Annotated in this window: 16 protein-coding genes and 1 tRNA gene; 4 read left to right on the top strand and 13 right to left on the bottom strand. The window is 71.8% G+C overall.

Annotated features, from left to right (window positions below; all coding sequences use genetic code 11):
- Positions 1-75: 75 nt before the first annotated feature.
- From ACPXCS_RS13810 to ACPXCS_RS13795, 4 genes are all read right to left on the bottom strand, one after another.
- Positions 76-279 (bottom strand): hypothetical protein, encoded by a 204-nt coding sequence (locus tag ACPXCS_RS13810; RefSeq protein ID WP_425946917.1) that lies wholly within the window; start codon positions 277-279, stop codon positions 76-78.
- 76 nt (positions 280-355) lie between these two features.
- On the bottom strand, positions 356-1,240 hold the full coding sequence (locus ACPXCS_RS13805; RefSeq protein ID WP_425946918.1) for an SDR family oxidoreductase: 885 nt from the start codon (positions 1,238-1,240) through the stop codon (positions 356-358).
- Positions 1,237-2,160: an alpha/beta fold hydrolase gene (locus ACPXCS_RS13800; protein ID WP_425946919.1), complete on the bottom strand. Its 924-nt coding sequence runs from the start codon at positions 2,158-2,160 to the stop codon at positions 1,237-1,239. The genes ACPXCS_RS13805 and ACPXCS_RS13800 overlap by 4 nt, the downstream gene beginning before the upstream one ends.
- Positions 2,157-3,686 carry a flavin-containing monooxygenase gene (locus ACPXCS_RS13795; RefSeq protein ID WP_425946920.1) on the bottom strand — a complete coding sequence of 510 codons (1,530 nt, stop codon included), beginning with the start codon at positions 3,684-3,686 and terminating at the stop codon, positions 2,157-2,159. Before ACPXCS_RS13795 ends, ACPXCS_RS13800 begins: the two co-directional genes overlap by 4 nt.
- Positions 3,687-3,816: 130 nt before the next feature.
- Between ACPXCS_RS13795 and ACPXCS_RS13790 the strand changes: the two genes are divergently transcribed.
- A complete protein-coding gene (locus tag ACPXCS_RS13790) occupies positions 3,817-4,458 on the top strand; it encodes a MerR family transcriptional regulator (protein ID WP_425946921.1) in 642 nt (213 codons plus the stop codon).
- Here the strand turns inward: ACPXCS_RS13790 and ACPXCS_RS13785 are convergent.
- Positions 4,455-5,258: an exodeoxyribonuclease III gene (locus ACPXCS_RS13785; RefSeq protein ID WP_425946922.1), complete on the bottom strand. Its 804-nt coding sequence runs from the start codon at positions 5,256-5,258 to the stop codon at positions 4,455-4,457. The genes ACPXCS_RS13790 and ACPXCS_RS13785 overlap by 4 nt on opposite strands.
- 60 nt (positions 5,259-5,318) lie before the next feature.
- Between ACPXCS_RS13785 and ACPXCS_RS13780 the strand changes: the two genes are divergently transcribed.
- The gene (locus tag ACPXCS_RS13780) at positions 5,319-5,795 is read left to right on the top strand and encodes a GNAT family N-acetyltransferase (RefSeq protein ID WP_425946923.1); all 477 of its coding nucleotides are present in this window, start codon (positions 5,319-5,321) and stop codon (positions 5,793-5,795) included.
- A 78-nt stretch (positions 5,796-5,873) separates the two neighbouring features.
- On the opposite strand, the gene ACPXCS_RS13775 is transcribed toward ACPXCS_RS13780, so the two are convergent.
- From ACPXCS_RS13775 to galU, 7 genes are all read right to left on the bottom strand, one after another.
- Positions 5,874-5,947 (bottom strand) — tRNA-Ala (locus ACPXCS_RS13775).
- 84 nt (positions 5,948-6,031) lie between these two features.
- Entirely contained in the window at positions 6,032-7,231 is a 1,200-nt protein-coding gene (gene glpR / locus ACPXCS_RS13770; protein WP_425946924.1) for a gephyrin-like molybdotransferase receptor GlpR, read from the bottom strand.
- A gap of 172 nt (positions 7,232-7,403) precedes the next feature.
- On the bottom strand, positions 7,404-8,051 hold the full coding sequence (locus ACPXCS_RS13765) for a GNAT family N-acetyltransferase (RefSeq protein ID WP_425947102.1): 648 nt from the start codon (positions 8,049-8,051) through the stop codon (positions 7,404-7,406).
- Positions 8,048-8,545, bottom strand: coding sequence for a MogA/MoaB family molybdenum cofactor biosynthesis protein (locus ACPXCS_RS13760; protein WP_425946925.1), 498 nt, complete (start codon positions 8,543-8,545; stop codon positions 8,048-8,050). Before ACPXCS_RS13760 ends, ACPXCS_RS13765 begins: the two co-directional genes overlap by 4 nt.
- On the bottom strand, positions 8,542-9,051 hold the full coding sequence (gene moaC, locus ACPXCS_RS13755; RefSeq protein WP_425946926.1) for a cyclic pyranopterin monophosphate synthase MoaC: 510 nt from the start codon (positions 9,049-9,051) through the stop codon (positions 8,542-8,544). Before moaC ends, ACPXCS_RS13760 begins: the two co-directional genes overlap by 4 nt.
- An 82-nt stretch (positions 9,052-9,133) precedes the next feature.
- The gene (gene glp, locus ACPXCS_RS13750; protein WP_425946927.1) at positions 9,134-10,474 is read right to left on the bottom strand and encodes a gephyrin-like molybdotransferase Glp; all 1,341 of its coding nucleotides are present in this window, start codon (positions 10,472-10,474) and stop codon (positions 9,134-9,136) included.
- Positions 10,475-10,478: 4 nt separating this feature from the next.
- A complete protein-coding gene (galU, locus tag ACPXCS_RS13745; RefSeq protein ID WP_425946928.1) occupies positions 10,479-11,381 on the bottom strand; it encodes a UTP--glucose-1-phosphate uridylyltransferase GalU in 903 nt (300 codons plus the stop codon).
- A 75-nt stretch (positions 11,382-11,456) separates the two neighbouring features.
- Between galU and ACPXCS_RS13740 the strand changes: the two genes are divergently transcribed.
- A complete protein-coding gene (locus ACPXCS_RS13740; protein WP_425946929.1) occupies positions 11,457-12,098 on the top strand; it encodes a 5-formyltetrahydrofolate cyclo-ligase in 642 nt (213 codons plus the stop codon).
- A gap of 81 nt (positions 12,099-12,179) precedes the next feature.
- Here ACPXCS_RS13740 and ACPXCS_RS13735 read toward each other — a convergent pair whose 3' ends face one another.
- Positions 12,180-15,023, bottom strand: a complete 2,844-nt coding sequence (locus ACPXCS_RS13735) for a penicillin acylase family protein (RefSeq protein WP_425946930.1) — start codon at positions 15,021-15,023, stop codon at positions 12,180-12,182.
- Positions 15,024-15,262: 239 nt separating this feature from the next.
- Between ACPXCS_RS13735 and ACPXCS_RS13730 the strand changes: the two genes are divergently transcribed.
- Positions 15,263-16,792, top strand: a complete 1,530-nt coding sequence (locus ACPXCS_RS13730) for a potassium/proton antiporter (RefSeq protein WP_425946931.1) — start codon at positions 15,263-15,265, stop codon at positions 16,790-16,792.
- Positions 16,793-17,054: the final 262 nt, after the last annotated feature.

Here is a 17,054-nt window from a genome sequence, read left to right as displayed (position 1 = left end):
CGGACAGACCCCGCAGGCACACAGGGGAGAGGGGCGCCCCGCACGGGGGCGCCCCTGTCCGTTCAGCGCGCGACGTCAGGCTTCGTAGTCCTGGTCGAAGCGGTCCTCCTGCTCGCGCTCCCGCTCCCGCTCACGGTCGCGCTGCGGCTGCGAGGGGTCCATGTCCTCCTCGCGCCGGCGGCCGCGGCCCTGCATCTGCTCGCGAGCCTGGTCCGCCTTCTGACGGGCCTGGTTCTGCCACTGCTCGGACTTCTCCTGGAACTGGTCCTTCATACCCATGTGGGTTCACTCCCGTTGGGGGTGAGGGGATCTGGCTCGATCAGATTCACACGGGTCGTGACGCTGCGCATGTCGATCACTCACGCACGGTAGTGCGCTGCTGTTCGTCGGCCGCTCCACCGGCTCCGACCAGGCCCGTTCGCATGCCGTCCAGCCGGCCGGCGAAGCGCCGCATCTCCCGCTGGCCCACCGTCCCGATGACCGCGGGCAGATAGCCGCGCACCCCCTGCATCCCGCGCAGCCACCACTGCCCGTAGACATGGCTCGACCTGCGCTCGATACCGGTCACCAGCCGGTCCACGGCCGGGCCTAGCGGGTAGGTCTTGTTGGACGGCCAGGGCAGCCGCTGCCGCAACTCCCGCATGACGTCGTCCTGGTCGGCCCCGCGCACCATGTCGGTGTCGGTCCACGACAGGTACCCGACGCCGACCTTCACGCCCCGGTGGCCGACCTCGGCGCGCAGGCTGTGCGCGTACGCCTCCACGCCCGACTTGGATGCGCAGTAGGCGGTCATCATCGGTGCCGGCGTGATCGCCGCGAGGGAGGCGATCTGCAGCAGGTAGCCGCGGCTCTCCAGCAGCGCCGGCAGGAACGCGCGGGCGGTCACCGCCGAGCCGATCAGGTTGACCTCGATCACCCGCCGCCAGGACCCGGGGTCGGAGTCGGCGAACGGACCGCCGGTCGCCACACCGGCGTTGGCGACGACGATGTCGATCCGGCCGAAGCGCTCCTTGACCTGCTCGGCGACCCGCGCCATCGCCTCGTGGTCGGTGACGTCGGCGTACCAGTGGTCGCTGTCGCTGTGCAGCCGCGCGGAGACCTGCTTGAGCGCGTCCGGCTCCAGGCCGACCAGCGCGATCCGCACACCGCGCGCGGACAGCTTGCGGGCCAGCAACTCCCCGACGCCGCGCGCCGCCCCGGTCACCACGGCGACCTTGCCTTCGAGGCTCACCCTGTTCATGCGCTCTCCTCGGATACGACCTGGATGTGTGTGGTGACGAGCTCGCGTATCTTCGCGGTGACCAGCTCGGGCGCCTCGATCGGCGTCATGTGGCCGACGCCGGGCAGCTCGGTGAAGCCGGTGCAGCGCGGCAGCGCCTCGCACAGGGCCCTCGCCTGCGACGGCGGGGTCAGCCGGTCCGCCGTACCGACGACGACGGCCGTGGGCACGGTCAGTTCCCGCACCCCGTGGTCGAGGTCGAGCAGGTCCAGCACCTGCGACCAGCTGTGGCGGACCGCGCGGGGGCAGGCGTGCACGATCCGGGCGCACGCCTCGACCATCTCCGGGGCCGAAGCGGGGCCCATGGTCCCGTACTTGAGGATCCGCCGGGCCAGCGGTGTGACGGGGCCGAGCGGGGCGCGGGAGCCGAGGATCCGCCGGGTCAGCCAGGTGCGGACCCGCCCGGGCCGCATGGGCACGACCGTGGAGGCCGCGACCAGCTGTGAACTGCCCGTGCTGCACAGCAGGACGGCGGCGGCGTGCGCCCGGAAGGCCGCTCTGCCGGAGGCCGCCATGACGGTCATGCCGCCCATGGAGTGCCCGGCGATGACGGCCTGTTCGCCCGGGGCGAGGGTGGCGCCCAGCACGGCTTCCAGGTCGTCGGCGAGCGCGTCGGTGCTGCACGCCCGGCTCGCAGGGCTGCGGCCGTGCCCGCGCTGGTCGTAGGCGATGACCCGGTGGTCGGCGGCCAGGTCGCGGATCTGCGCCGCCCAGAAGGCGGTGGAGCAGGTCCAGCCGTGGGCGAGGACGACGGCGGGGCCGAACTCGGGCCCGTGGATCTCCACGTGCAGCCGGGCGCCGTCGGCGGAGACGGCCGTCAGCTCCCGCACCGGCGCGGGCGGGGCGTAGGGCCCGGAGTCGACGGGCAGCGGACGGCTCACGCCTCCACCCCCGTCGTCTGCGCGGCCTGCGCCCGGCCCGCCCCGGCCGCGGGCGGCCGCAGGACGTCGTACTCGGCGAGGTCCACCCGGCGCGTGGCCCGGCGGAACTCGGCCGTCGTACCGGGCCAGATGGTGGTGTTGCGGCCGCTCGCGTCGAGGTACCAGCTGGTGCAACCGCCGGTGTTCCAGACGGTGCGCTTCATGCGCTCCTGCACCCGGTGGTTCCACGCGCTCACGGCGCTCGGACGGGCGTCGAGGGCGACCCGGCCGCCGAGGACGTCGAGCTGGCGGACGTAGTCGGCCAGGTAGTTCAGCTGGGACTCGATCATCAGGATCATCGAGGAGTTCCCCAGGCCCGTGTTGGGCCCGATGATCGTCATCCAGTTCGGGAAGCCGGCCGCCGAGGCGCCGCGCAGGGCCTCCATGCCGCCCTTCCAGGTCTCCGCGAGGGTCCGCCCGTCGGCGCCCACGACCCGTTCGGCGATGGGCATGTCGGTGACGTGGAAGCCCGTGCCGAACACGATGGCGTCCACCTCGGCCGTGCTGCCGTCGGCGGCGACGACGGTGGAGCCGCGCACCTCGGCCAGGCCGCTGGCGACGACGTCCACGTTGGGCTGCGCGAGCGCCGGGTAGTACGTGCTGGACAGCAGGATCCGCTTGCAGCCGATGCGGTAGTCCGGGGTCAGCTTGGCCCGCAGCGCCGGGTCCTTGATGGCCCGGGCCATGTTCCGCTTGGCCAGCTGCTCGACGAAGCCCAGCTCGTTCGGGCGCTTGGTGAACGCCTGGACCTGCAACTCCCGGATCCCCCAGAGCAGTCCGCGCCGCAGCTGCGAGGTGAAGGGCAGCTGCCGGTGGACCCACCGCTCGGCGCCGCTGACGGCCCGGTCCATGCGCGGCATGACCCACGGCGGGGTGCGCTGGAACAGGGTGAGCCGGGAGACGTCCGGCTGGATGGCCGGCACGATCTGGATGGCCGAGGCGCCGGTGCCCACCATGGCGACGCGCTTGCCGCGCAGGTCGTAGTCGTGGTCCCAGCGGGCGGAGTGGAACACCTTGCCGGGGAAGGAGTCCAGGCCGGGCACGTCCGGCGTCTTCGGGTCGGACAGCGGGCCCGTGGCCGACACGACGAGGTCGGCGGAGAGGTTCCCGCCGGTGGTGTCGATGTCCCAGCACAGCCGCTCGGCGTTCCACGTCATCCGCTTCACCTCCGAGTCGAAGCGGATGTGCGGCCGCAGCCCGAAGGTGTCCGCCACGTGCTCCAGGTACGCCCGGATGTGCTCCTGCCCCGAGAAAGTGCGCGGCCAGTCCGGGTTGGGCGCGAAGGAGAACGAGTACAGATGCGACGGCACGTCACAGGCGCACCCCGGGTAGCTGTTGTCCCGCCAGGTGCCCCCGACACTGCTCGCCCGTTCCAGGACGACGAAGTCGGTGACCCCCTCCCGGCGCAGCCGTACGGCGGCCCCCAGCCCGCCGAACCCGGACCCGACCACCGCGACCCGCACATGCTCGCGTTCGCGCTCGTCCATGCCGACACCTCCACACACCACGAGAACCGTGCCAGTGAACACTGGCGCAATGGGAGCGTAGAGCAGTGGCGTACTGATGGGTAGGGGGCGGGACGAGGAAGTTACCCGCGGTACGCCTTAAGGTGCCCAGGTGGCCGAGAAGCGTGAATACCGCATGGAAGAGCTGGCCCGCCTCGCCGGGATCACGGTGCGCACCCTGCGCTTCTACCGCGAACGCAAGCTGATCCCGCCACCACGCCGGGAGGGCCGCATCGCCTGGTACGACGACCAGCACCTGGCCCGGCTGCGCACGATCACGGCCCTGCTGGAGCGCGGCCACACCCTCAGCGGCATCGCGGAACTGGCCGAGGCCTTCGACCACGGCCGGGACGTGGGCGACCTGCTCGGCGTGGGCGGCCCCACCGAGGAGGAGCCGGTCCACCTCACCCCCGAGGAACTCGCCGACCACTTCGCGGGCGAGGCCACCCCGGAGAACCTCGCCACCGCGATGGAACTGGGCTACCTCGGCACCGACGGCGAGGAGATCGTCCACATCAGCCGCCGCCTGCTGGACGTCTCCTCGGCCCTGGTGCGCGAGGGCATCCCGCTCGCGGACGTCCTCGGCGCCGCCAAACAGGTCCGCACCCACGCCGACGCCCTCGCCGCCCTCTTCGCGGACCTGGTCCTGCGCCACGCCTCCGCGGAAGACCTCCCCCGCCTGCGCCCCCTGGCCCGCAGCGTGGTGGAGGCGGAACTGTCCCTGGCGCTGGACCGGCGGATGCGCAGGCCCTAGCGGTCGTAGACGACGGTCACCGGCGCGTGGTCGGACCACCGCTCCGCGTGCGTGGCGGCCCGCTCCACGAACCCCTTGACCGCCCGCTCGGCGAGCCCCGGGGTCGCCACGTGGTAGTCGATCCGCCAGCCGGTGTCGTTGTCGAAGGCCCGGCCGCGGTAGGACCACCAGGTGTACGGGCCCTCGGTGTCCGGGTGCAGGGTGCGTACGACGTCGACGTATCCGCCGTCGGCCGGGTCGAGGACGCTGGTCAGCCACGCGCGTTCCTCGGGCAGGAAGCCGGAGGACTTCTGGTTGCCGCGCCAGTTCTTCAGGTCGGCCCGCTGGTGGGCGATGTTCCAGTCACCGCAGACGACGACCTCGCGCCCCTCGGCGGCGGCCCGTTGGCGGAGCTCCTTCAGATAGGCGAGGAACTCGCCCATGAAGCGCTCCTTCTCGTCCTGCCGCTCGGTGCCGACCTCGCCGGAGGGCAGATAGAGGGAGGCGACGGTGACCCCGGGCAGATCGGCCTCCACATACCGTCCACTGCCGTCGAACTCGGCGGACCCGAACCCGATCCGCACCCGGTCCGGCTCCCGGCGGGTGTACAGGGACACCCCGGCCCGGCCCTTGGCGGCGGCCGGCGCGTGCACCACGTGCCATCCCTCGGGCGCGCGGACGTGCCCGGGCAGCTGCTCCGGCTCGGCGCGCACCTCCTGCAGGCACAGCACGTCGGCGTCGGTCGCGGCCAGCCACTCCACGAAGCCCTTCTTCGCGGCGGCACGCAGCCCGTTCACATTCACAGAGGTCACAGTGAGCACCCCGGCACGATACCGGCACCCTGGACGAGGTCCAGTTCCGGATCGAATACCGTGGTTGGCATGCACATACGCCGGGTCTCCTTCGACCACCCCGACGCCATGAAGCTGAACGACCAGGTCCAGGCGGAATACGCCGTCCGCTACGGGGACGACGGCGACGCCACGCCCATGGCCGCGGCGGACTTCGACCCGCCGAACGGCATCTACCTGATCGCCTACGACGAGGACGGCAGCCCCGTCGCCTCCGGCGGCTGGCGTGCCCAGGACGCCAACGACGAGGGGAACCTGGACGGCGACGCCGAGCTCAAGCGCATGTATGTGATCGAGCAGCTGCGCGGCCGCGGCCTCGCCCGCCGCATCCTGGCGGCCCTGGAGGAGGACGCCCGCGCGGCCGGCCGCGTCCGGATGGTCCTGGAGACCGGCACCAAGCAGCCGGAGGCCATCGCCCTGTACACGTCGAGCGGTTACGAGCCGTGCGGCAAGTTCGGCTACTACCGCCACTACGAGTCCAGCCGCTGCTTCGCGAAGCGGCTGTGACGGTCCGAAGAGCCGTACGGGGCCTGCGAACAGAGCAGAGCCCCTGTCGGCTTTCGCCGACAGGGGCTCGAAGCTGCGTGGACCTGAGGGGATTTGAACCCCTGGCCCCCTCGATGCGAACGAGGTGCGCTACCGGACTGCGCCACAGGCCCTTGCAACGAGTGAAACTCTAGCACCCCGATCGGCCTGCATAAAAATCCGTTCCCGAGCGGCGGCCACCTGCGGGTTTCGCGGGCCTACTCGTTGGCGGCCCGGGGCCGGTCCCCGTCCTCGTACTGGTCGAACAGCGGCGTCCGGCCGCGCTCCCGGGCCCGCCGCGCGGAGGCCGCGGCGGGGTTGCCGCCGCGCGAGCGCTTCCGGGCGGGGGGCACGGCGTCGGCGTCCGCCCCCTCCTGCGCGGGGGGCTCCGCGGCGCCCTGCTCGGCGGCGCCGGCCGTCTCGTCCACCGCGTCGGGGGCGACCGTGCTCGACCGCGCCGAGCTCCAGGTGTCGGGTGCGCCGAGGTCCACGTCGCTCGTCGCCCGGGGCGCGACCGGCGCGGTCACGTAGGTCGGCAGGGGCACCGGCACCGGCTCCCAGCTGTCGCCCTGGCCGGGCCGCCGCTGCCGCTCGCGCTGCTGGTCGACCCACTCCGCGTGGTCGGTCTGCTCCACGAGGGCGCGCCGGTCCGCCGCGAGGGCCGACAGACCGGGGTCGGTCACCGGCTCGGGTCCCTCCTCCGGTTCGTCGGCCTCGTCCTCGGCCTGGGGGCGCCGGCGGGAGGGGCGCTGCCGCTCCCGCAGCCGCTGGGCGGCGGCCTCGGCCCGGCGGCGGTCCATCTGGTAGGTGAACCGGCGGCGCTCCTGGGAGCGCAGGTAGGCGATGTACACGCTGAGCATCACGGCGGGCACGCCCGGGGCCCACAGGAACGCCAGGCCCCCGACCGCGGCGACGATCGCGCCGAGGGTGAAGGCGAGGAAGAGCATGGTGGTGGTGCGCCGACGGCGCGCGAGCACCTTCGAGCGCCGGGCCCGCGCCGCGGCCGCCTGCTCCGCCTGTGCCGACGCGCCGCGCCGGGCGGGCACGCCGCCCGGGCCGCGTTCGGAACGGGCCGCGTTCGGTGCCGGGCGGGCCGGCTGCTCGGGGGCGGGCGACGGGAGGGGCGCCTGGGTCCGGGGGCGCGTCTTGGACACGGCGAAGGCCCGGACGTCCACCGACTCGGTGACGGCGTCCAGGTGGTCGGCGTCCTGCTCCCCCTCCTCGGTGGAGCGCGCCTGCAGGTCCTTGGCGTACCGGCGCTCCATGGCCGCCTTTCCGGACAGGAGCCGGATGGCGGTGCTGAAGCGTTCCGTCGGACGGGCCTCGTTCAGCTCGTCCTGCCTACGGAGCCACATCGGCACCAAGTAGGCGGCCCAGGCCCCGACAATGACTGCGTAGATGAGGCCGCTGCTGCTCACGCCTCACACCGTAGAGGGGTTTGCATGAGGCCATCTGCCAATTGAGCCGGTGTGTCGCACGATCTGGCTGATATTTCGAACTTTTTTTGCGACTGATGCGATCACCACACCATCGAGGCCGGGAATTCCTCGCCCCGAGACGGTCAACGGCCGATCAATTTCGAACAAGTATTCAATTTCCGGGGTGATGCCGCATTCCGCGATTACTCTGCGATCGTGCCCGCTGCCAGCGTCTGAGCAAACCGTCCGGCACCTCTTCCGCCGTGAGCGCGAAGACGAGGTGGTCGCGCCAGGCCCCGTCGATGTGGAGATAACGGGGCCGCAGCCCCTCCTCGCGGAATCCCAGCTTTTCGACGACCCGGCGGCTGGGGCCGTTCTCGGGACGAATGCAGACCTCCACGCGGTGCAGTCCGACCGTGCGGAAACAGTGGTCGACGACGAGGGCCACCGCCGTGGGCATCACCCCGCGCCCGGCCACCGCCTCGTCCACCCAGTACCCGACGTGCCCCGAGCACATCGAGCCCCAGGTGATCCCGGCGACGGTCAGCTGCCCGACCAGCCGGCCCTGGTACTCGATCACGAAGGGCAGCATCCGGCCCGCGTTCGCCTCCGACCTCAGATGGCGGACCATCTGGCGGAACGTCGGGCGGTGCGCCATCGGCCCGGCGGGCGTGGGCGGCGGGATCGTCGCCTCCCAGGGGCGCAGCCAGTCGCGGTTGCGCCGGTTGACCTCACGCCACGCCCGCTGGTCGCGCAGCTTTATCGGCCTGAGCACGATGTCGCCGTCCACCAGCTCGACGGGCCAGGAGGGGCTGTTCAGCTCGCACCCCCGTCGGGTCTGGGGTGGTCGCCGCCGCGCAGCTGCTCCACGGCGTGCACCAGCAGCGGCTCCAGCACGGCGAGGCCGTCCTTCACACCGCCGCTGGAACCGGGCAGATTGACGATCAGCGTCCGGCCCGCCACTCCGGCCAGGCCCCGGGAGAGCGCCGCGGTCGGCACCTTCGGCCGGCCGAACGCCCGGATGGCCTCGGCGATGCCGGGCACCTCGTGGTCGATCACCCGGCGCGTGGCCTCGGGGGTGCGGTCGGTGGGCGAGATGCCCGTGCCGCCCGTGGTGACGATGACGTCGTAGCCGGCCTCGACACCGGCGCGCAGGGCCGCCTCCACCGGATCGCCGTCGGGCACCACCTGCGGCCCCTCGACGTCGAAGCCGAAGCCCTTCAGCCCGTCCGCGATCAGCGGGCCGCCCTTGTCCTGGTAGATCCCTGCGGCGGCCCGGTTCGAGGCCGTCACGACGAGAGCGCGGTACGTCATGCCCGGCTCCAGTCGCCCGACTTGCCGCCCGTCTTCTCCTCGACCCGTACGTCCGTGATGACCGCTCCCTTGTCGACCGCCTTGACCATGTCGATCACGGTGAGCGCGGCGACGGAGACCGCGGTGAGGGCCTCCATCTCGACGCCCGTGCGGTCCGTCGTCCTGACGGTGGCCAGGATCTCCACGGCGTCGTCAGCGACCGACAGGTCCAGTTTCACACCGGACACCGACAACGGGTGACAGAGCGGGATCAGGTCGGGGGTCCGTTTGGCCCCCATGATCCCGGCGATGCGCGCGGTCGCGAGGGCGTCGCCCTTGGGGACGCCCTCGCCGCGCAGCAGCTCGATCACACGGGGCGAGACGAGGACGCGTCCGCTGGCGCGGGCGGTGCGCGCGGTCACGTCCTTCTCCGACACGTCCACCATGCGGGCGGCGCCCGCCTCGTCGAGGTGCGTCAGCCCGTCCTGCGTGGAGCCGTCCTGCGTGCGTGGGTCCTGCGTGCTCATGCTGTGTGGCGCTCCCGGTCCGGGCCCGTCGCGGTGCGGCGCACGGGCCTGCTGTGCGCGACACGGTACCCCCAACCAGCGGCTATCGGCCGAGCAGGATCACGTCGACCTGGCTGCCGGGCTCGACGGACTCGGTGTCCTCGGGGACGACGATCAGCGCGTCGGCCTGGGCGAGGGCCGCGACCAGGTGGGATCCGGCGCCGCCGACCGGGGTGACCCGGCCGTCGCGGTACGTGCCGCGCAGGAACTGGCGGCGGCCCTTCGGGGAGGTCAGCGCCTTCTCCGCGGCCAGCGTCGCCCGGGTCGCCGGGCGGTGCAGGTCCGGCAGGCCCATGAGGGCGCGGATGGCGGGGCGGACGAACAGCTCGAAGGAGACGTACGACGACACGGGGTTGCCGGGCAGGGCCAGCAGCGGGGTGTGGTCGGGGCCGATGGAGCCGAAGCCCTGGGGCTTGCCGGGCTGCATGGCCAGCTTGCGGAACTCCACGCCGCTGCCCGGCTCGTCCTCGTCCGCGACGTGGGACAGGGCCTCCTTGACGACGTCGTAGGCCCCGACGCTCACCCCGCCCGTGGTGACCATCAGGTCGGCGCGGACCAGCTGGTCCTCGATGGTGGAGCGCAGGGTCTCGGCGTCGTCGGCGACGGCGCCGACGCGGTAGGCGAGGGCGCCGGCGTCACGGGCGGCGGCGGTGAGGGCGAAGCTGTTGGAGTCGTAGATCTGACCCGTGCGCAGTTCCTCGTCGGGCGGGACGAGTTCGCTGCCGGTGGAGAGCACCACCACGCGCGGGCGCGGGCGTACGCGGACGCTGCCGCGGCCGATCGCGGCCAGCAGGGCGATCTGGGGCGGGCCGAGGATCGTGCCGGCCTCCAGGGCGCGGTCGCCGGCCTTGACGTCGCTGCCCTTGGCGCGCACGTGCGCGCGGGCCTCGGCCGGGCGGTAGACCTGGACCTGGCCGGTGGCGCCCTCGGGGCCGAGGCTGCGGGCGCGCATTCCGTGCACCGGGCCCTCGCCGAGCCCGCCGTCGGTCCACTCCACGGGCACGACCGTCTCGGCGCCGGACGGCAGCGGGGCGCCGGTCATGATGCGGGCGGCCTGGCCGGGCCCCACGTGGAGCGGTTCCGACCGGCCGGCCGCGACGTCCCCGACGACCTCCAGGGCGGCCGGGTACTCCCGGCTCGCGCCGGCCACGTCCGCGACCCGCACCGCGTAGCCGTCCATCGAGCTGTTGTCGAAGGGCGGCAGGGACACCGGCACCGTGACGTCCTCGACGAGGACGCAGCCCTGGGCGTCGAGCAGGTGCAGCTCGATCGGCTCCAGGGGCCGGACGGTGGCGAGGATGTCCTCCAGGTGCTCGTCCACCGACCAGAGGTGGTCGGGGCCCGAGTGGTCCTGGTGCGTGACGCGGGGCGCGGCGCTGCTCAACGTGCTACATCTCCTCGGCTACGTAACTGCGAAGCCAGGTCCGGAAGTCCGGGCCCAGGTCTTCACGTTCGCACGCGAGTCGGACAATGGCACGCAGGTAGTCGCCACGGTCGCCGGTGTCATAGCGGCGGCCCTTGAAGACCACGCCGTGCACGGGGCCGCCGATCTTCTCGTCCTCGGCGAGCTGCTGCAGGGCGTCGGTGAGCTGGATCTCGCCGCCGCGGCCCGGCTCGGTCCGGCGCAGTATGTCGAAGATGTTCGGGTCGAGGACGTAGCGGCCGATGACCGCGTAGTTGGACGGGGCGTCGGCCGGGTCCGGCTTCTCGACCAGGCCGCCGACCTTGACGACGTCGCTGTCCTCGGTGGTCTCCACGGCCGCGCAGCCGTAGAGGTGGATCTGCTCCGGGGCGACCTCCATGAGCGCGATGACGCTGCCGCCACGCTGCGCCTGGACCTCGACCATGCGCTGCAGCAGCGGGTCGCGGGGGTCGATCAGGTCGTCGCCGAGGAGGACCGCGAAGGGCTCGTGGCCGACGTGCGGGGCGGCGCACAGCACGGCGTGGCCGAGGCCCTTGGGGTCGCCCTGGCGGACGTAGTGCATGGTCGCGAGGTCGCTGGACTCCTGCACCTTGGCGAGCCGATCGGCGTCGCCCTTCTTCTGGAGCGCCGACTCCAGCTCGTAGTTGCGGTCGAAGTGGTCCTCGAGGGGGCGCTTGTTGCGGCCCGTCACCATGAGGACGTCGTCGAGACCCGCCGCGACGGCCTCCTCGACCACGTACTGGATCGCGGGCTTGTCCACGACCGGCAGCATCTCCTTGGGAGTGGCTTTGGTGGCCGGCAGGAACCGGGTGCCGAGGCCTGCTGCGGGGATGACAGCCTTGCTGATCCGAGGGTGCGACTGAGTCATGCCCGCCACCCTATCCGGTGCCTTTGCAGGGAATCTGCGGCTCCGGTTCATAGGCGCTCATATGAGCGTATTGCCATGGTACGGGAGCAACCATTGAGGCCTATCGCACGTCCGGGCGAGCCTGACAAACGGAGTTTGCGGCGCGAGATCCTCGCGGTGAGGAACAGGTTGACGGCGGATGACCTGCGGGAAACGTCGGCCGCGCTGGCCGGGCAGGCCCTGGAACTGCCCGAGTTGGCGCGGGCCGGAACGGTCGCGGCCTATGTCTCCGTGGGGAGTGAACCCGGAACGCTCGCGCTCCTGGACACCCTGCGCGCCCGGGGCGTGCGCGTGCTGCTGCCGGTGCTGCTGCCCGACAACGACCTCGACTGGGGCCGGTACGAGGGCCGGGACGCGCTCGCGCAGGTGCGGCACGGGGGCCGGATGGCCCTCTTCGAGCCCGCGGGCGAGCGCCTCGGGCCGGACGCGGTGACCGCGGCGGACGCGGTGCTGCTGCCGGGGCTCGCGGTCGACACGCGCGGGATGCGCCTGGGCCGGGGCGGCGGCTCCTACGACCGGGTGCTGGCGCGGCTGGCACGCTCCGGGGCGCAGGCCGCCCTGGTGGTGCTGCTCTACGACACCGAGGTCGTCGCCCAGGTCCCGGAGGAACCGCACGACCGGCCGGTGCACGCGGTGGTGACGCCGACGGGGGTGCGGCGGTTCGGGCAGGAGCCCTGACACCGGGAACGGCCCTCCACGCGTGCGTGGAGGGCCGTTCCCGGTCGCTGTCGCCGTCAGGCGTCGCCGTCGTTCAGAGGCTCACGGCTTGAGCACCAGCTTGTCGGCCGTGCCGTTCTCGACCGCCCGGTCCGAGAAGGACCACGGCAGCAGCTCGCCGCCGGCCCACTTGTCGGTCTGGTCGACGTAGTGGGCGCTGTAGGCGTGCCCGGAGGCGCCGGTGAGGTTGATCCAGCGGGACTTGTCGAGGTCGCCGAGGTTCACCACCATCCGCATGGACGGCACCCACACCACCCCGTAGCCGCCGGCGGCGTTCCAGCCGGTGGCGTTCACCGTCGCCTCACCGCCGCTGAGCTCCCAGGGGCCGCGGTTGAGGGCGTACTGGACGAAACCGGGGCCCGCGGTGCCGAGGGTCTGGTTCTTCAGGAACAGGCGGTGCAGCCGGCCCCAGCTCCAGGTGTCGATGTCCTTGCCCAGCTTGGCGGTCAGCTCCCAGCGGGCGTCGACCATGGCGCGCTTGAACAGCTGGTCGCGGTTGACGGCGCCGTCGCGGGTGCCCGCCTCGGGCGTCTTCCACCAGTCGCTCTTCGGCTGGTCCATGAGCTTGCGGACCACCTCGAACCAGCGGTCGCCGCCGTCCGGCTGCGCCTGGTCGGGGTCGCGCTGCCCGCACTCGCGGACCTCCTCGGCCTCGTCGGCCGGGCCGGTGGTGTTGACCGGCTTGACCCACAGGCACTGTCCCTTGGGCCGCAGTTCCTTGGGCAGCTTGTTGCCGAAGGCCAGCTTGAGGACGTTGCGCCAGACGGCGTTGAAGTAGGCGGCGGCGGCCGAGTCGGCGTCCTGGGTGTAGTCCCAGCCCTCCAGGAGCTTCTGCGCCTCGCGGACGTCCTTGTCGCCGGTGTCGATCTTCAGCAGCGTGGGCACCAGCAGCCGGGCGATCTCGCTGCTGTTGTCCAGCTGCATCTGGCGCATGTCGTCGGTCGAGATCTTGCCGCCGTCCTTGATCTTCGACTGGATCAGGTCGGTGATGCGCTGGCTGCGCGTGCCGTAGCCCCAGTCCGCGGTGAGCGTGTAGGGGTACTTGTCCTGGTCGATGACGGCCTGGTTGGCGGTGACGATGTAGCCGCGCTCCGGGTTGTACTCGTAGGGCAGCGCGTCCTGCGGGATGTAGCCGGTCCAGCGGTACTTCGGGTCCCAGCCGGGCGCCGGCAGGGAGCCGTCGACGCCCTCCGCGCGCAGCGGGATCCGCCCCGGCAGGGTGTAACCGATGTTGTCCTCGGTGTCGGCGTAGACCAGGTTCTGCGAGGGCACGTCGAACAGTGCGGCGGCCTCACGGAAGTCGGTCCAGTTCTTCGCCCTGTTCATGGCGAAAACGGCCTCCATGGTGGTGCCCGGCTGCAGCGCGGTCCAGCGCAGGGCGACGCCGTAGCCGTCGCCCCGGTCGGGCGCGGCGGTGTCGACGGTGGCCTTCTTGCCGACCTTCACGAGTTCCTCGTCGCGGTCGGAGAGCAGCGGCCCGTTGTTGGTCTCGCGGACGACGATCTTCTTGGACGGGCCGCCGGCGACCTTGATGGTCTCCTCGCGGGTCTCGAAGGGCCTGACCTTGCCGTCGTAGAGGTAGCCCGCGCCGGTGATCTTCTCCAGGTACAGGTCCGTGACGTCGACGCCGGAGTTGGTCATGCCCCAGGCGATGTCCTGGTTGTGACCGATTATCACGCCGGGCATGCCGGCGAAGGTGTAGCCCGTGACGTCGTACTGGCAGGTGCTGGAGACGCTGCGGCAGTGCAGGCCCATCTGGTACCAGACCGACGGCAGGGACGGACCCAGGTGCGGGTCGTTGGCCAGCAGCGGCTTGCCGGTGATCGTGTGCTCGCCCTTGACGACCCAGGAGTTGGAGCCGATGCCGTCGCCGTTCACGCCGACGGCCGGCGGGAGGTCGTTCAGGACCCGGGTGAGGCCCGTGAGCTGGCTGTCCAGGCCCGAGGTGCCGGAGGCGGTGCCGCCCGTGCCGGAGGCGGTGCCGGACGTGCCCGCGGTGCCGGAGGTGCCCGCGCCGGACGTGCCGGCCGTACCGGACGTGCCGGCGGTCCCGGCGGTCCCGGCGGTCCCGGCGGTGCCGCTCGTGCCGGACGTGGCGCCCTGATCGAACGCGCCGGTCAGCTCGCTGTACTGGCCCTCCTGGACGATCGCCTTGTTCCGGCTGTACGGGTACCGCGGGTACAGGTCGGCGATCTGCTTCGGGCCGAGGCGGCTGGTCAGCAGGGCGCGGTCGATCTCGTCCTGCATGTTGCCGCGCAGGTCCCAGGCCATCGCCTTCAGCCAGGAGACCGAGTCGACCGGGGTCCACTGCTGCGGCTTGTAGTCGTTGGTGAAGCCCAGCGCCGCGTACTCCAGCGAGATGTCCTCGCCGTCCTTGCCCTGGAGGTAGGCGTTGACCCCCTTGGCGTAGGCCTGGAGGTACTTCTTCGTGGCGGCCGACAGCTTGGTGTCGTACTCCTGCTTGGCGACCCGGTCCCAGCCCAGGGTGCGCAGGAACTCGTCGTTGTCGACCTGGCTCTTGCCGAACATCTCCGACAGGCGCCCGGCGGCCATGTGGCGGCGGACGTCCATCTCGTAGAAGCGGTCCTGGGCCTGGACGTAGCCCTGGGCCATGAACAGGTCCGCGTCGGAGGAGGCGTAGATCTGCGGGATGCCGTGGTCGTCCCGTTTGACCTCGACGGGTCCCGTCAGGCCTTCGAGCGTGAGAGTGCCCTTGGTCTGCGGGAAGGAGGCCCGGACCGTGCTGATGGTCCAGTACGCGCCGAAGGCGACGCCCCCGAGGAGGGCCAGCACCAGGACGAGCACGAGGAGACGGACCTTGCGCCCCTTTCTCCTGCCGGACTTGCCGGGCTGCTGACCCGTGGAGGCGGTGGTGTCGGTGGGCATCGCTGTCCTTGCTGTCCTAACGCGAGCGGCAGGTTCGGCTGTGCTTTTAACTGAGCGCTGGAGCAACGATAGGCGCAGGGCCTTGCGCCCCTTGACGCGGTGTCGGGAACCAGCACGGAAGGACGTTCGATCCTGCCCTCCCGAGTGTCAAGAAATCGTCAAGAGTTAGGTAAGGTAACGAAGTAGTCGGCGCACTGCGCCACCTGCTTCGTGTGCGATGTACGTGAGCCCACGCGCGCGTGCGTGCGGGCCAGGGAAGGATTCGGCCGCTGACTGTCCACCACCTCAACCAGCTCCTGCTCGTCTGCTCGCTCGTCCTGCTCGTCGCCGTCGCAGCGGTACGGATCTCCTCGCGCAGCGGGCTCCCCAGCCTGCTCGTGTACCTGGGCATCGGCGTCGCCATGGGCCAGGACGGCATCGGGGACATCCACTTCGACAACGCCGAGCTGACCCAGGTCATCGGGTACGCGGCGCTGGTCGTGATCCTGGCCGAGGGCGGTCTGGGCACGAAGTGGAAGGAGATCGAGCCGGTGATGCCGGCCGCCACAGCCCTGGCGCTGGCCGGTGTCGCGGTGAGCGTCGGGGTGACGGCCTCGGCCGCGCACTACCTGGTCGGGCTGGAGTGGCGGCAGGCGCTGATCATCGGCGCGGTCGTCTCCTCGACCGACGCGGCGGCTGTGTTCTCCGTGCTGCGCAAGATCCCGCTCCCCTCACGCGTGAAGGGCACGCTGGAGGCGGAGTCCGGCTTCAACGACGCCCCCGTGGTCATCCTCGTGGTGTCCCTGTCCACGGCCGGGCCGGTCGAGCACTGGTACGTCCTGCTCGGCGTGATCCTGCTGGAGCTGGCGATCGGCGCGGCCATCGGGCTCGCGGTGGGCTGGCTGGGCGCCTGGGGGCTCAGGCACGTGGCGCTGCCCGCGTCCGGCCTGTACCCGATCGCCGTCATGGCGATCGCCGTGGTGGCGTACGCGGCGGGCGCCCTGGCCCACGGCAGCGGCTTCCTCGCGGTGTACCTGGCCGCGATGGTGATGGGCAACGCGCGCCTGCCGCACTGGCCGGCCACGCGCGGCTTCGCCGACGGCCTGGGCTGGCTGGCGCAGATCGGCATGTTCGTCATGCTCGGCCTGCTGGTCACCCCGCACGAGCTGGGCGACGACATCATGCCCGCGCTGGTCATCGGGCTGGTCCTGACCATGGTGGCGCGTCCGCTGGGCGTGTTCGCCTGCCTGCTGCCCTTCCGGGTGCCCTGGCGGGAGTCGGCGCTGATGTCCTGGGCGGGGCTGCGCGGGGCGGTGCCCATCATCCTGGCGACCATCCCCATGGTGAAGGGCGTCGAGGGCAGCGACCGGATCTTCAACATCGTCTTCGTCCTGGTCGTCGTCTACACCCTCGTCCAGGGCCCGACACTGCCCTGGCTGGGCCGCAAGCTGCGCCTCGGCGAGGACTCGGAGGCCGCGGACCTCGGCATCGAGTCGGCCCCCCTGGAGCGGCTGCGCGGGCACCTGCTGTCCGTCGCGATCCCCGAGGGGTCGAAGATGCACGGCGTGGAGGTGGCCGAACTGCGGCTGCCGCACGGCGCCGCCGTGACGCTCGTGGTGCGCGGGGGCGAGTCCTTCGTGCCGCTGCCGACGACGATCCTGCAGCGGGGCGACGAGCTGCTGGTGGTCGCCACCGACCCCGTCCGGGACGCCACCGAGAGCCGGCTGCGCGCGGTCGGGCACGGTGGCAAGCTCGCCGGGTGGCTGGGCACGGACGGGCCGGGCTCCTGAAGGGCGATTCACCCTCCTTTGGGGTTTGTAAGGCGGGCGAGCCCATGGTGCTCGTTTTCACAGGCCCACAAGCCCTTGATCCCTGTACGATGAAGGCGTACCCAGATCGAACCAACTCTGCCTGACGCAGAGCTGGCGCGACCGTATGGCGGTCGGGACACCCCTCCTCACCGGGCCCCGGCATCTACCGCAGTTCCGCGCAAGAGGACAGCTCTCGGCGCCGCCCGCTGACGGGGCCGCGCTACCAGGCGGCAGAAAGGCA

The sequence above is a fragment of the Streptomyces sp. DT190 genome, assembly GCF_049846985.1.
Taxonomy (GTDB): Bacteria; Actinomycetota; Actinomycetes; order Streptomycetales; family Streptomycetaceae; genus Streptomyces.
The sequence above is the reverse complement of the archived record's forward strand: the minus strand, read 5'-3'. Positions and strand labels throughout refer to the sequence as shown.